This window comes from Paraburkholderia sp. GAS38 (assembly GCF_050434965.1).
Taxonomy (GTDB): Bacteria; Pseudomonadota; Gammaproteobacteria; order Burkholderiales; family Burkholderiaceae; genus Paraburkholderia; species Paraburkholderia phenazinium_A.
Window position 1 is genome coordinate 117,844 of the sequence record NZ_JBNDJO010000016.1, and the last position, 14,573, is coordinate 132,416.

The window sequence follows — 14,573 nt, forward strand, 5'->3', positions numbered from 1 at the left end:
CCGTCGCAGTGAGGAGACAACACAATGGAATACATTCGCCTCGGCCAATCGGGCCTGAAGGTTTCGCGCTTGTGCCTCGGCACGATGAACATGGGCACGCCGCAATGGAAGCCGTGGATTTTCGACGAAGCGCAAAGCGAGCCGATCGTGCGTCACGCGCTGGACGCGGGCGTGAACTTTATCGACCTCGCGGATTTCTATTCGACCGGTGTCGGCGAAGAAGTGGTGGGCCGCATTCTCAAGCGCATCGCGCGCCGTGAAGAGATCGTCGTGACGACCAAGGTCGGCTACGACATGGGCACGTATCAGAACGCCGGCGGCCATTCGCGCAAGCACATCATGGATGGCATCGACGCGTCGCTCACGCGTCTCGGCATGGAGTACATCGATATCTACATGCTGCATTTCTTCGACGTGAACACGCCGGTCGAAGAAACCATGGGCGCGCTGAACGATATCGTGCGGGCCGGCAAGGCGCGTTATATCGGCGTGTCGACCATGTATACGTGGCAGTTCGCCAAGATCATGCAGGTGTGCGAGCGCAATGGCTGGCACAAGCCCATCAACATGCAGTTGCAGTTGAACCTCGCGTACCGCGAGGAAGAGCGCGAGATGATTCCGTATTGCGAGGATCAGGGCGTGGGCGTGTCGGTGTTCAGCCCGCTTGCACGCGGTCTCCTGACAAGCGATCCGAACTCGACGCGCAACCAGACCGACTTCTTCACCGCGCAAATGTATGGCGATGCAGCTTCGCGCGAGATTGCTGCGTCCGTGGCGCGGGTGGCGGCGGCGCGTGGCGTATCGGCGGCGCAAATCGCCCAGGCGTGGGTGCTCAATCACGGCGGTGTCGCAAGCATGCTGGTGGGGGCGGATACGCCGGCGCAGTTCGACAGCGCGCTCGCCGCACTCGACACGAAGCTCTCCGCCGACGAACTCTACGAACTCGAACGTAACTACACGCCGTGCGATCTGATCAACGATTACACGGCCGGCAAGCGCATCGCCCGCGAATCGCGTCCCGCGCAAGGGACGTTCGTTCAAACTCTGGATAAAGCAGCATGAGTGAATTTCTCCGTACCGGGCACTATATCAACGGCGAGTGGTATGCCGGCGCCGAGACATATCCCGTTTCCAATCCCGCCACGGGCGAGTTGATTGCCCATGTCGCCAGGGGCGGCGCGGCGGAAACCGCGCAGGCGATCGCCGCGGCAGAGCGCGCTTATCCGGCATGGCGCGCGTTGACCGCGAAGGAACGCGGCGCGCGCGTGAAGCGCTGGGGCGAACTGATGCTCGAGAACCGCGATGCATTGGCGGAATTGATGTCGCGCGAACAGGGCAAGCCGCTTGCCGAAGCGCGCGGCGAAGTGGGCTATGCGGCGAGCTTCTTCGAATGGTTCGCCGAAGAGGCGAAGCGTGCCTATGGCGACGTGATTCCGAGCCCGAATCCAAAGGCGAAGATCATCGTGACGCGTGAGCCGGTTGGCGTGGTGGCCGCCATCACGCCGTGGAATTTCCCGCTGGCGATGATCACGCGCAAGGCCGGTCCGGCGCTCGCGGCAGGCTGCACGATGGTGCTCAAGCCGTCTGAAGAAACCCCGTTGTCGGCGTTCGCGCTGGCGGTGCTGGCCGAGCGTGCGGGGATTCCGGCGGGCGTATTCAACATCGTGTCCGGCGATGCCGTGGCGATTGGCGGCGCCTTGACGGCATCGTCCGTGGTTCGCAAGTTATCGTTCACCGGTTCGACGCGGGTGGGCAAGCTGCTCGCGAAGCAATCCGCGGATACGCTCAAGAAGCTCTCGCTCGAACTCGGCGGTAATGCGCCCTTCATCGTGTTCGACGATGCGGATATCGACGCCGCCGTTCAGGGCGCGATGGCTTCGAAGTTTCGCAACACCGGCCAGACCTGTGTGTGCGTGAATCGCTTCTACGTGCAGGACGGCGTTTACGACGCGTTCACCCAGGCGCTGACGCAGGCGGTGCAGAAGATGCGTGTGGGTAACGCGCTTGAGGGCGAAGTCGAGCAGGGACCGCTGATCAACGCTGCTGCGTTGAAGAAAGTGGAGACCCATGTTGCCGATGCCTTGCAGAAGGGCGCCAAGGTGTTGACGGGCGGCAAGCGTCACGCGCTGGGTGGCACGTTCTATGAGCCGACGGTGCTGGTCGACGCGTCGAAGTCGATGCTGATCGCTGCAGAGGAAACGTTTGGCCCGGTTGCTGCCTGCTTCCGTTTCAAGACTGAGGAAGAAGCGATCGCTGCCGCCAACGACACGCCGTTCGGCCTGTCCGCGTACTTCTATACGCGCGATCTCGGCCGCGCGTGGCGCGTGTCCGAGGCGTTGGAAAGCGGCATGGTGGCCGTCAACGAAGGCATCCTCTCCACCGAAGTGGCGCCGTTTGGCGGCGTGAAGGAATCGGGCCTGGGCCGTGAAGGTTCGAAGTATGGGCTCGACGAGTACATGGAACTGAAGTACACGATGATGGGCGGTCTCGGCCGCTGAGCGTCGTCGTCGTACTAGCGGCAAGAACGGTCCGCTTCGCGTTGTACAGTTGTACACGCGCGAAGCGGACCACGCAGCATTGCGCGCAATCCTCCGCTCAGAAATTGACCGCCTTGTTTCCTGCTACGGGAAACGCCGCATCAAGCACCGAATGGAGCAGCCTGGTATGCGTTTCACCCGCGTCCAGGACGATCAGATTGTCGGCGAACGCCGTGTCGACGGAGAGATCTTCGTTGAGGATAGCCTGCAGCGCCGCTTCCGATGAAACAAACACCACATCCCGATCGGCCTGATCTTCGGAGGTCACGTCAGGTGGCTCCGGCGTAATGTCCGGATCGAATCCAGCTTCAGTGGCGTGAAAAAATCCCCACGTGCCGATTTCGATCAGGAGGACGTAGAAATCAGGTAGCGCCATCAAACGGCCGACCGGCAGCGAAGCTTCCAGACGGGCTTGCAAGCCCTTAAGTGCCTCGATGGCCGCCATGCGCAGCTTCATGTTGCTTAACGCGCCGTCAACCGCCGTTTCCGGCAGCAGGCCGGCGTCCATGGCTTCTCGCGTCGCAACGGCCACCGTGAGCGCATGAGGGTGCCCAATATTAAACTCGATCTTCAATTCGCAGATTGCGCACATCTTTTCGGTTCCGTGTTGAGTGCCACAGGCCTGTTACGGCGTGACGATGTTGAACCAGAAGTCGAAATTGTCGAGCCAGGATACGAATTCACCCAGTTTCGGCGTGCTGCCGGTAATCTTGGTTTTACCGGCCATCACCAGTTTTTCCATGGATGTATTGCCCATCATGACTTCGTTGAGATCCGCGCGCGTCATGGTGACCGACGCGTCCGCACTATCCGACGTCTTGCCTTTGGAATAATGAAGCGCGGAATTCTCGACGCCGACCACGTAGTTTTCGTTCGTGTCGGTCATCACGAAGTTGAAGGTAATGGATTTGCCGGCCGCGCGCGTGCCGTTCAGGCGAACACCCTGATAGTCCAGGAACATTTCCAGCGGCATGGCTTTGATGGTGTCCGGGCTTTGCGAACTGCCGAACGGGACCTTATGCACACCGTTGCGTAACTCCATGGCGCCGGTGAGATAGAAATTGCGCCATGGCGCCGATTCTGCCTGGTAGCCCATCTGTTCGTACGCATCGGCGAGCATGTGCTTGGCTGCCACATTCTGCGGATCGGCAAACACAACGTGGTTCACCACTTCGGCAACCCAACGATATTCACCTTTGTCGTAGTAATGCTGGGCTTTCTGCAGCACCGCGGCCGAGCCACCCATAAACTCGACATAGCGCTTGCCGTTTTCGACAGGCGGTAGCCGGTGGAGATTGGCCGGCACACCGTCGAAGAAGCCGAGTCGCAGGTTGTATTGCGCCACCAGGTCATGGAACACCGTCCCGTAGTAACTGCGGCAATACCAGTGTTTCGCGAGACTGTCGGGCAAGCGCACGGTCTCTGCGATTTCGAGTGGCGTGAATCCCGTATTGGCAAGGCGCATGGTCTGGTCGTGCAAATACCGGTACATGTCGCGTTGCGCTTTCAGGAAGGCGACGATGCGCTCGTTACCCCATGTTGGCCAGTAATGCGAAGCAAACAGCACTTCCATTTCGCCACCGAACATGTCGATGGCAGCCTGGAGGTATTTCGACCAGAGCAAGGCGTCCCGAACCTTGGCGCCGCGCAACGTGTAGAGGTTATGCAGTGTGTGAGTAGCATCCTCCGCGGCGCAGAACGCCTTGAACTTCGGGATGTAGAACATGAACTCGGACGGCGCTTCGGATTCCGGCGCCATGATGACGGTCATGTCGACGCCATCCAGCGTCAGTTTCTGGCCCGTCGTGGTTGCAAAGTCGGTCGGCGTGATGAGTGTGATGGCGCCAATGGACGTTGTTTTGCCCAAGCCGCCGTCGACTACCCCAGTGGGGTTGCGCGGCAGCAGATTGCCGTACATATAGGCGGCCCGCCGGCTCATCGCGTTACCGGCGATCACGTTTTCGCCGACCGCCGCTTCGGTGAAACCCGCCGGTGCGTAGATTTTTATCTTGCCCGATTTGATATCGGCTTCGTCGACGATCCCGCGAATGCCGCCGTAGTGGTCCGCGTGGCTATGCGTGTAAATGACGTGGGTAATCGGCCGGTCACCGAGATGCGGAACGACCAGTTGCTTCCAGACCACCACTGAGGCGTCTTCGGTCATCAGCGGGTCAATCACAATCCAGCCGGTATCGCCGCGGATAATGCTCATTACCGACAGGTCATAACCGCGAACCTGCCATATTCCATCCACGACTTCAAAAAGGCCGTGATTCATATTCAGTTTGGCATTACGCCATAAACTGGGATTAACTGAATCAGGTGCATTATTATCAGGGCCACCGCTAATAAAGGCGAATTGACCCAGGTCCCAGGCGGCGCCGCCTTTTGAACTGGGAATAATGCCGGGATCGGGCAGAGTGGCAATGAGTCCGCGCGTGGCGTCCTGGAAGTCCTGAGTATCGTCAAATGCGAGCTGATTGGCATAAACCGCGTTCGCGTCACGGGTGGCCTTGGTGGGCGGCTTTGCGCCGGTACCCGTCGCTTTCGGGCTTGCTGGGTTTTGGGCGAGCGCTTCGCCTACGACGGTGCCGAAGCCCGTCGCGATACCGACGGTTGCAACGCCTTTTAGAAAATCACGACGTTTAGTAGCGGAAGCCGGATTATTTTCGTCGGACATACACCTACCTCCAGATTTACCGGATATCCCACGGGCGAATGCCGATGCGGGTTTATTGCGGACGCCAGGCCCTGCGGCGACCGTGCTTAATCGTATGCTAACGTTGGATAATCTGCAATAACCTATAACCTGTGACTATTTCGATTAACGTGACTAATTGATCCAGTGTTGCATCTGGAAAAATAATAATCGAAATGGGTTTTGCTTCAGATTAGCGGGTTCTCGTCGAATGAGACGACTGGGGCTGCATGCACGGTTGCCTTGCCCGGCGGCATGTGTCGCCGGTGGCGGCTGAACCCCAGCTCCCTGCCTGCGCCCGAAGCCCGAGACCGATCCTCAGCAACACGGGGCGCTCGATCGTAGGCCGGGTTGTCCTTCGGTCACGAGGTAGACGTCGTCGACTCTATCTGACGAGCGTCAATACGTCTCTATCTGACGGATAACTCCGCGTCGTGTGTCGACGTGGGAGTGGCTGTTGTCATGAGGTATCCGATTCAGTAGTAGGAAAAATCCCACTCAAATAAGAATCGTCCTAGGTACTTAGGACTCGCGAATCCATACCATTTAGTTGCGCCTGAACGAAAGGCCAATGGTTCAAAACAAAGACCGCCATTTTCCGGCGATGAACCTTGGAGCGCCCAGGGGCGACGGCGCGTCGTACCGAACACGAATTCGCCTTTGACTATCAAGAACGTTATTTACTCATTGGAGCAGCAAAATGAAATCATTCCTCCCCGCAATGGCCATCGTAACGGGCGGTCTGTTGGGCGTTGCATCGCTTGGCGCACACGCAGCTGACGGCACGATCACTTTCACTGGCACCGTGTCCAACACCACGTGCTCGATTAACGGTGCGGCTTCGGGGTCGCCGGCCGATCTGTCGGTCACGTTGCCGACGGTGTCCGCCGGCACGCTGGCGTCGCAAGGCGCTGTAGCCGGTACGTCGAGCCCGACCCAAATGGTGCTGGCACTGAGCGGCTGCACGGGCGAAGCGACCAAGGCGGTAGCCGCCTTCGAAAACGGCCCGACCGTCGACCAGACCACCGGCAACCTGTCCAACCAGACCGCTGTGGGTTCGGGCGGCGCCGGCAAGGTTGAAGTCCGTCTCCTGAACGCCTCGCTTCTGCCGATCAACATCACGACCGGCGCGAACAACGACATCGCCAACAACGGCGCGACGATTACCGGCGGCAACGCCAACCTGAAGTATTTCGCTCAGTACTACTCGACTGGCACGGCCACTCCCGGCGCAGTGAACACGTCGGTGCAATACACGATGCAATACCAGTAAGCCGAAGGCTAAGGCGTTCGCGTAAGCGAACGCCTTTTTAACGGCCAATTTTCAAGATTATTTTCAAAAGGTGAATGTGATGAAGCTGGGTCGAATTGCTCTAGGAATCGGTTTTGCCTGTGCGCTGCTGGCAGGCAACGCAGATGCAAGCGTGACGATTGGCGGCACGCGCGTGGTGTATCCGCTTGACCAACGCGAAGTCACGGTCAAGCTCGATAACGACAGTGCGGCGCCTTCGCTGGTTCAGGTCTGGATGGACGACGGTCACCCGGACGCAAAACCCGGCGACATCAAGGTGCCCTTCGTGATCACGCCGCCGATCTTCCGGATGGACGCGAAGAAGTCGCAGACGCTGCGTGTCATCTATAGCGGCGAAGCCTTGCCGACCGATCGCGAATCCGTGTACTGGCTCAACGTGCTCGATATTCCGCCCAAGGTGGCCGGCACAACCGACGCCAACACCTTGCAGCTCGCCTATCGCACGCGCATCAAAGTGTTCGTGCGTCCCGCGAAGCTGCCTGGCAAACCTGAAGACGCGCCGGCTCAATTGACCTGGAAGGTCGCGGCGGCGTCCGACGGAAAAGGCCAGGCGGTAAGCGTGTCGAATCCGACGCCGTACTACGTGTCGTTTAGCGAAGTGGATGTCGAAAGCGGCGGTCACACGTACAAGAACGAAAAGGGCGGCATGGTGGCCCCCCACGCGACGGAGGTGCTTCCCGTCGCACAGATGAACGCAGTCTCGGCAGGCGCGAAGGTTCACTACACCGCGATCAGCGATTTCGGCGGCGCCATGAACGGCGACGCGACGCTCGCCCAATAGACCGCAGCAGTTAGTCGGTCGGGCGGCAGCCTTCCGCCCATAGACAACCCTTTACTGCACATAGCGTGCGTTGCACAGGCAACGCACAGGGACAACGCACGCCTGTTGCAAAACGTTTGAAGCCAGTCAGATCATGAAACTCTCACCTCGTCATCCTTCGCATGCTCGCACCAGTGCGGTGTCTGGTCCGTTCGGCCTGAATCCGGTAACGGCAGTTGTCCTGACCGTTTTCGCGGTGATGGGCGGCGTCCAGTCGGCGAGCGTGATTGCATCCGAAAGCGGTAGCGGCAACGCCGCCGTGTCGTTCGATTCGACGTTTCTCCGTACCGACCCGAACCAGACCGTGGACGTCGCGCGTTTCGCACGCGGCAACATGGTTTCGCCGGGCGTGTACTCGGTCGACGTCTGGGTGAACGACATCCGCGTGGCGCGGCAGGATGTGCGTTTCGTGGCAGCGCGCGAAGGCGAAACCGCGCGCCCGTGTTTCAGCCGCAAGATGCTGGAGACACTCGGTGTGGATTTCGCCAAGGTGGGTGGAGATGCAGGCAAGGACGCGGCCGCAGACGTGGCGGACGCGAAGGCGAATGGCAACCCTGCCTCTGGCGCCGCCGATGCGGGCGAGTGTATCGACCTGGCTGCCACCGTACCGGACGCGAGCATCGACTTCGACTTCTCGGAGCAGAAGCTGACGCTGACGGTGCCGCAGAAGTACATGCGCAACGCGGCGCGCGGCTATGTGCCGCCGGAGATGTGGGAACAGGGCGTGAACGCGGGCTTCGTGAGCTATGACGCGAATACCTATCACACCGACAGCGCGGGCATCAATTCGACGCAGAGCTATCTGGGTCTCAACGCGGGCGTGAACATCGGCGGATGGCATTTCCGCCATCAATCGTCGATCACCTCGACGTCCGGGCAAGAGACGCAATTTGACAACATCGCGACCTACGTCCAGCACGATGTGACCAAGCTCAAGTCGCAGGTGACCCTGGGTGACGCCAACACCACGGGCGACGTGTTCGACAGCGTGGCGTTCCGTGGTGTGCAGATCGCCACCGACGACCGCATGCTGCCCGAATCGCTACGCGGTTACGCGCCGGTTGTGCGGGGCACTGCGCAATCGAACGCGCGGGTGACGATCCGGCAAAACGGTCAGGTGATCTATGAAACGAACGTGTCTCCAGGCCCGTTCGAAATCAAGGACCTGTATGCCACGGGATACGGCGGCAACCTCGACGTGACGGTGACCGAAGCCGACGGCCGCACCGAAAACTTTACGGTGCCCTACGCTTCGGTCGCACAATCGCTGCGCCCCGGTACCACGCGTTTTTCGGTGACGGCGGGGCAGTTGCGCGACGATTCCCTCCAAACGAAACCGGCCTTCGCGCAGTTCACGCTGCAACGCGGCCTCACCAACACGGTGACGGCTTACGGCGGCGGCGTGGCGGCGAACGGCTATGTGGCGGCGGATATCGGCGCTGCGCTCAACACGAAGTACGGCGCATTTTCCGCCGACGTGACCGGCGCACAGACGCAAGTACCCGGGCAGGAGTCGATGCGCGGCACCAGCTTGCGCATTGGCTATAGCAAGTTCATCGACCCGACCGATACCAACATCTCGGTAGCCGCTTACCGTTACTCGACCGCCGGTTTCCTGAGTCTGTCCGACGCGGCATCTGTGCGCGACGAGGCGATGCATGCCGGCGACATCAACTCGGTGTATCGCCAGCGTAACCGGCTGCAACTGACGGTGAATCAGAACTTCAAGGATCACGGCACGGTGTTCCTGAGCGCATCGTCGCAACAGTACTGGAACCGTAGTGGCAGCGACACGTTCTACCAGGCCGGCTACACCAACAGTTTCAAGTTCGGCACCTACAGCGTCACAGCGGGGCGCACGCGCAACTCGGACGGCGATATGTCGGACCAGTTCATGGTTAGCGCGACGATTCCGCTCGGCCACAACCAGCATGCACCTTTGCTGTCGACCAATCTGTCCAGCACCGCCGGCGCTGCGAATATGCAAGCCAACCTGAGCGGATCGCTGGGCGATAGCAACCAGTACTCGTACAACGCTTACGGCACTTATAACGCCGCCAGCACGGGTAGTGCTTCGAACGCGGGTGTGAGCGGCGTGTATCGCGCGCCATATGCGCAGATGACGGCGTCGGCCAGCGCGGGTTCCGGTTCGAACCAGGTGTCGGCTGGCATTAGCGGGTCCGTGGTCGCGCATCCGGGCGGTGTGACGTTCTCGCAGACGGTGGGCGATACGTTCGGCGTCGTCGATGCGCAGGGCGCGGAAGGGGCGAGCGTGTCGAGCTCGCCAGGCGTGAAGGTGAATAGCCATGGTTACGCGGTAGTGCCGTATTTGACACCTTATGGCATGAACACCGTGGATATCGATCCGAAGGGGACTTCTACGGACGTCGAGTTTGAATCGACTTCAGAGCAGGCTGCGCCGCGGCTGGGTTCGGTGGTGATGCTGAAGTACAAGACAGTCAGCGGTCGTGCAGCGTTGATTCGTGCGCCGCAGCTTGGTGATAACGCGCTGCCGTTTGGCGTGGATGTGGTGGACGCGAACGGGCGCACGGTGGGCGTGGTCGCGCAGGACAGCCGGATCTTTGCGCGCGGGCTTGAAGATAAGGGCTCGCTGTTTGTGAAGTGGGGTGAGGCTGGATCTGAGCAGTGCCGGATTGATTATGTGTTGCCGAAGCAGAACGGGAAGGCCACGGCGGCTTATCAATTGTTTGAAGGGCATTGCGTGGGCGGCGAACATGTAGCTTCAATTAAATAGGTGGACATGATGTTGAATCGGATATTCCGCTGTGAGTTGACTGGTCAAGGCCAAAACATTGACCCGATTTGCAAGGGCCAATCGGGCTCTTCGCTGATGCGTTTCATTGCGCGCCTGGCATTCGTGTTGTTCGTGGGGCCGCTTTCTTTCTCTGCGCACGCAAACCTAAGCTGTGACCCCGGTCCACTAAACATGGTACTGAACGCGGGTACGATTTCGGTCCCCGTAAATGCCACTGTGGGTTCGACGGTAAAAACAATTGCGCCCGACGCATTCCAGTTTCTCTGTTATATGCCTGACGTGTCGGCTGACGGAATTCGGCCGAACGCCCCATTGGCCACTCACAACGCAAACTGATAGTGGGAAAAATCGAGATGAACGACGAGATAGAAGTTTCTAACCTGGTGTTGTTGCACATTGCAGAACTTGCGATCGGCTTTGCCATGCGCAAGGCACGGGCGCTTGGCGCCCTCGCGTTGATGTTCGCGTCGATGGGGGCGCTAGCCGGCAACGTGCACTTGGGTACCGGCGCGGCAGTCCTTCCAGACCTGGTTTTTCCGTCAACGGTCTCCGTGGCGTCGAATGCGACGGTTAATTCGTTGGTAGCGGATGTGTCACAGGTTGTGGGGATAAGTGCCACAGGCGCGAATTGTATGGTTCAAAAAGCCGTTACGGTGAACGGTACACTGGTTCCCGGGAGTCCGAATGTCTACCAGACGAATGTGCCCGGCATCGGAGTGCAATGGATGATCACCAGCGGATGGAACGGTTCATGGTCGACAGCGCCGCTTACCCAGACGCTGTCGTCTCCAGCGGGTGGTAGTGCCCATTACACCCTAGCCCGTCTGGTGGTTACAGGCCCGGTCGGCGCTGGCGTGCTCGTCACAATCCCTAGCATGACCGTGACATTTTCGGGAAGTTGCGTTGATACCGTGGTGCAAACCCAGAACGTCACGGTTGGCACAGCGATCAACGGACCGACGTGTAACGTGACGACGACCGCGGTTCAAGTGCCCATGCCGGCGATTTCGGTGACGGCTTTGACGAGCATAGGTGCGACTGCTGGCAGCACGCCATTGAACCTGGGGATTTACTGTTCCGCTGGCACACTGGTAAGCATGACACTAACTGATGCGGTGGATATCTCCAATCGATCGACGACCCTGAATCTGGCGCCAGGTTCGACTGCGACCGGCGTCGGTTTGCAGATCCTCAATAAGTCGGGACCGATTGCTTACGGGCCTGACTCGTCGGCGCAGGGCAGCACAAATCAATGGTTGGTGGGCACGGCAGCGGGCGGCCCAATGAATATTCCGCTTACCGCGCGGTACGTCCGGACGGAAGGCAAGTTGAGTGCCGGAACAGTGAATGGTCTGGCCACGTTCACGATGTCGTATCAGTGATACGGTCGGGGCGGTCGGCTTCTGGGTTTTGGTGCGTTGGCGGGCGACGTTAAAGTCCCCGCTGTATCTGCCCCCCAAACCCCATTTCCCTCCGTCCGTCCCCATGACGTGTATCATTCGTTCCCTGCGCTGTTCTGCGCCGGCCAATCCCGTTTTTTGAAAACGTTCGTTCGCAACCGGCTTGCGAAGCGGCGCGTTTGCTTTGCCAGGCGGGTTTCCGGACCTGACCTCTGCAGCTCGCCGCCGCCCGCCGCGCCAGACGTGACGGGAGCAGGAGCCACAAGCTCCTGAAGACCGCCCGAACCTTTATCCGTGACCGCCCGATCGATGTCAGTCTCCGAACTCAAACGCCGCCGCACGTTCGCGGTCATTTCCCACCCGGACGCGGGCAAGACCACGCTCACTGAAAAGCTGCTGCTGTTCTCGGGCGCGATCCAGATCGCCGGTACCGTGAAGGGCCGCAAGAGCAATCGCTACGCGACCTCGGACTGGATGGAGATCGAAAAGCAACGGGGCATTTCGGTAGCCAGCTCGGTGATGCAGTTCGAGTACGGCGACGCCGTCATCAATCTGCTCGACACGCCGGGCCACGAAGACTTCTCCGAAGACACCTATCGTGTGCTGACGGCGGTCGACGCCGCCGTGATGGTGATCGACGGCGCCAACGGCGTCGAAGCGCAGACGCTGAAACTGCTCGAGGTCTGCCGCAGCCGCAAGACGCCGATCGTCACCTTCATCAACAAGCTCGACCGCGAAGTGCGCGAGCCGCTCGAACTGCTCGACGAGATCGAACAGCATCTGGGTGTGGCGGCGGTGCCGTTCACCTGGCCGATCGGCATGGGCAAGGAATTCCAGGGTGTCTACGACCTCCAGCGCGACCAGGTCCGCCTGTTCCGCGCCGGGCAGGATAAAGCGGGCGGCGAGGTCGAAACGCTGCATGCGCTCAGCGACGAGGAAGGCGAACGCCGCTTCGGCCATAGCTGGGTCAAGGCGAAAGAAGAGATCGATCTGATCACCGGCGCGTCGCCTGATTTCGACCGCGAGCAATTCCTCGCCGGTCAGCAATCGCCGGTGCTGTTCGGCTCGGCCATCAACAACTTCGGTGTGAAGGAAATTCTCGACGCGCTGGTCGATCTGGCGCCGCCGCCATCGGCGCGTATGGCGGTCCAGCGGTCCGTGGAGCCGGATGAACCGAAGTTCACGGGCGTGGTGTTCAAGGTGCAGGCCAACATGGATCTGGCGCACCGCGACCGCGTGGCGTTCATTCGCGTGTGCTCGGGGCATTTCGAGCGCGGTATGGCGTTGAAGGTGACGCGCTCGAACAAGACGTTCCGCGCCAATAACGTCGTGACGTTCCTGTCGCAACGCCGCGAGACGGTGAGCGAGGCGTATCCGGGCGATATCATCGGTATTCCGAATCACGGCACGTTGAGCCTTGGCGATACGCTGACCGAAGGCGAGACGCTGCAGTTTGTGGGCTTGCCGTTCTTTGCGCCGGAAATTTTTCAGACGGTCGAAGTCGTGGACCCGATGCGCGCCAAGCAGCTTGGCGAAGCGCTCAAGCAACTCGGCGAAGAAGGTGCGATTCAGGTGTTTCGGCCGGTGGTCGGTGGCCTGATGATTCTCGGCGCCGTGGGGCAACTGCAGTTCGAAGTGGTGTCGCACCGGCTGTCCACCGAGTACAAGGTGGACGTGCGGATGGCGCCGGCGCGCTATCGGATGTCGCGCTGGGTGACCTGCGACGACGCGGCTGAATTGCGTCGCTTCACTGACGCGTATTCGGCGCGGATCGCGTTCGATGCGTCGAATGCGCCGACTTATCTGGCCTCGCACGTTTCCGAAATTGAAGTCGCGCAGAAGGCGTGGCCTAGGATCGTGTTCAATGAATTGCGCGAACATTCGGGCGCGCCGTTCAAGAAGGCAATGTAGACGGCACCGTTGCTGTGACGCGTTGGAGAAAGAAAGTTAACGGCCCTTATATGGGCCGTTATCGTTACTGGTAGACCGATTGGCATAGTCCGCTCACACGGACTACCCGAAGCACGATCCGTTCTTTATAATTAGGACTACCGTCGAAACAGCGACGGTCGGGTTTGGAAGCCTGATGACAGTAACCACACCGTCTGCGCAAGCAGATTCGTGTGTCTGCCTCTGCGCGCGTATTTTCAATGGGCGGGCCGTGGCGAGGGAGCCGCGAGGCTCGCCGGTTTGCTACTGTCCCGGTCTTCCAACCTCGTTACGTGCCCGCTCACCCATCTGTTATCGAGTGTCGGGCGATTTCGAGTACCAGTTGGGAGTCGCGCCATGAACGAACCTATTATTTCCTCCGTGCATCCCCAGGTCATGCGCATCGGACGCACCGCCGTAGAAGCCAGCAAGCGCTGTGCGGATCAGTTTGCCGATTTGCGCGCGTTGGCGAGACTGTTGACGAAGGCGGTTGAAACAGACCCGGCCGGAACGGCTGATCACCGCAAGGTTGCCGCTGTCATGGCTCGTCTGAGTGATGAGTACGCGGGCCACGCGCGAGGCGATGCGAATATGTTCGCGGCCACGCTCGCTTCCGTACCGGAAGACGAGCCTGCGGGCAAGCCTGGCAAACGTGCGCGCGCGGCCATATCGAGCAAGACCGCATCGGCCAAACGGGTCAGTGCTTTGTCGTCGTAGGTAGCGCGGCAATCGATACATCAGGAAACGACTCAGCGCGTTGCCCGTGCTCGCGACGTAATTCCTGTTTCAAGACTTGCCCGTTTCGCAAGCCTTCGAACAACTCTGCGTCGAGTTTCGCATCTGACTCAGCATTGCTGGCAATTTCGTCGAACGTGAAGAGCAGTTTCGCACGCGTGGCCGGAGACGAATTGCATTGCTCAATGGCCCGCGCAAGTGTGGCGAGCTTGGCAAACCGCTCGACATTTCGCTGTGCCACCTGCACCGCTTTCTCGAGAATGCCGTCGATCAGTTGATCGCTGACGGGGACTTCCACCGCGGCTGGACTATGAGGCTTTTGTTGGGTCATGATTCGGCTTCCTTAGGCAGGGTTCTGCGAGTCCC

11 protein-coding genes are annotated in these 14,573 nt (G+C 60.0%); 8 read left to right on the plus strand and 3 right to left on the minus strand.

Annotation, left to right across the window (positions count from 1 at the left end; genetic code table 11):
* The first annotated feature begins 24 nt into the window (after window positions 1–24).
* Window positions 25–1,062 (plus strand): aldo/keto reductase, encoded by a 1,038-nt coding sequence (locus tag P3T42_RS30585; RefSeq protein WP_429308152.1) that lies wholly within the window; start codon window positions 25–27, stop codon window positions 1,060–1,062.
* Window positions 1,059–2,498, plus strand: a complete 1,440-nt coding sequence (locus P3T42_RS30590) for an NAD-dependent succinate-semialdehyde dehydrogenase (RefSeq protein ID WP_074293979.1) — start codon at window positions 1,059–1,061, stop codon at window positions 2,496–2,498. The genes P3T42_RS30585 and P3T42_RS30590 overlap by 4 nt, the downstream gene beginning before the upstream one ends.
* 97 nt (window positions 2,499–2,595) lie before the next feature.
* Here the strand turns inward: P3T42_RS30590 and P3T42_RS30595 are convergent, their stop codons facing one another.
* Window positions 2,596–3,111, minus strand: coding sequence for a hypothetical protein (locus P3T42_RS30595; RefSeq protein ID WP_429308153.1), 516 nt, complete (start codon window positions 3,109–3,111; stop codon window positions 2,596–2,598).
* A gap of 51 nt (window positions 3,112–3,162) precedes the next feature.
* Window positions 3,163–5,217 carry an alkyl/aryl-sulfatase gene (locus tag P3T42_RS30600; RefSeq protein WP_429308154.1) on the minus strand — a complete coding sequence of 685 codons (2,055 nt, stop codon included), beginning with the start codon at window positions 5,215–5,217 and terminating at the stop codon, window positions 3,163–3,165.
* Between the two features lie 718 nt (window positions 5,218–5,935).
* On the opposite strand from P3T42_RS30600, the gene P3T42_RS30605 reads away from it, so the two are divergent.
* The 6 genes from P3T42_RS30605 to P3T42_RS30630 all read left to right on the plus strand — a co-directional run bounded on the left by P3T42_RS30605 (window position 5,936) and on the right by P3T42_RS30630 (window position 14,189).
* Window positions 5,936–6,508 carry a fimbrial protein gene (locus tag P3T42_RS30605; RefSeq protein WP_074293982.1) on the plus strand — a complete coding sequence of 191 codons (573 nt, stop codon included), beginning with the start codon at window positions 5,936–5,938 and terminating at the stop codon, window positions 6,506–6,508.
* A gap of 79 nt (window positions 6,509–6,587) precedes the next feature.
* Window positions 6,588–7,328: a fimbria/pilus periplasmic chaperone gene (locus P3T42_RS30610; RefSeq protein WP_074293983.1), complete on the plus strand. Its 741-nt coding sequence runs from the start codon at window positions 6,588–6,590 to the stop codon at window positions 7,326–7,328.
* A 133-nt stretch (window positions 7,329–7,461) separates the two neighbouring features.
* Window positions 7,462–10,122 carry a fimbria/pilus outer membrane usher protein gene (locus P3T42_RS30615; protein ID WP_429308155.1) on the plus strand — a complete coding sequence of 887 codons (2,661 nt, stop codon included), beginning with the start codon at window positions 7,462–7,464 and terminating at the stop codon, window positions 10,120–10,122.
* A 374-nt stretch (window positions 10,123–10,496) separates the two neighbouring features.
* Window positions 10,497–11,525 carry a fimbrial protein gene (locus P3T42_RS30620; RefSeq protein ID WP_074294023.1) on the plus strand — a complete coding sequence of 343 codons (1,029 nt, stop codon included), beginning with the start codon at window positions 10,497–10,499 and terminating at the stop codon, window positions 11,523–11,525.
* Window positions 11,526–11,852: 327 nt separating this feature from the next.
* Window positions 11,853–13,454: a peptide chain release factor 3 gene (locus P3T42_RS30625; RefSeq protein WP_074294024.1), complete on the plus strand. Its 1,602-nt coding sequence runs from the start codon at window positions 11,853–11,855 to the stop codon at window positions 13,452–13,454.
* Between the two features lie 375 nt (window positions 13,455–13,829).
* Window positions 13,830–14,189 (plus strand): hypothetical protein, encoded by a 360-nt coding sequence (locus P3T42_RS30630; RefSeq protein WP_143788238.1) that lies wholly within the window; start codon window positions 13,830–13,832, stop codon window positions 14,187–14,189.
* On the opposite strand, the gene P3T42_RS30635 is transcribed toward P3T42_RS30630, so the two are convergent.
* Window positions 14,170–14,538, minus strand: a complete 369-nt coding sequence (locus P3T42_RS30635; RefSeq protein ID WP_074294026.1) for a hypothetical protein — start codon at window positions 14,536–14,538, stop codon at window positions 14,170–14,172. The genes P3T42_RS30630 and P3T42_RS30635 overlap by 20 nt on opposite strands.
* Window positions 14,539–14,573 lie beyond the last annotated feature (35 nt).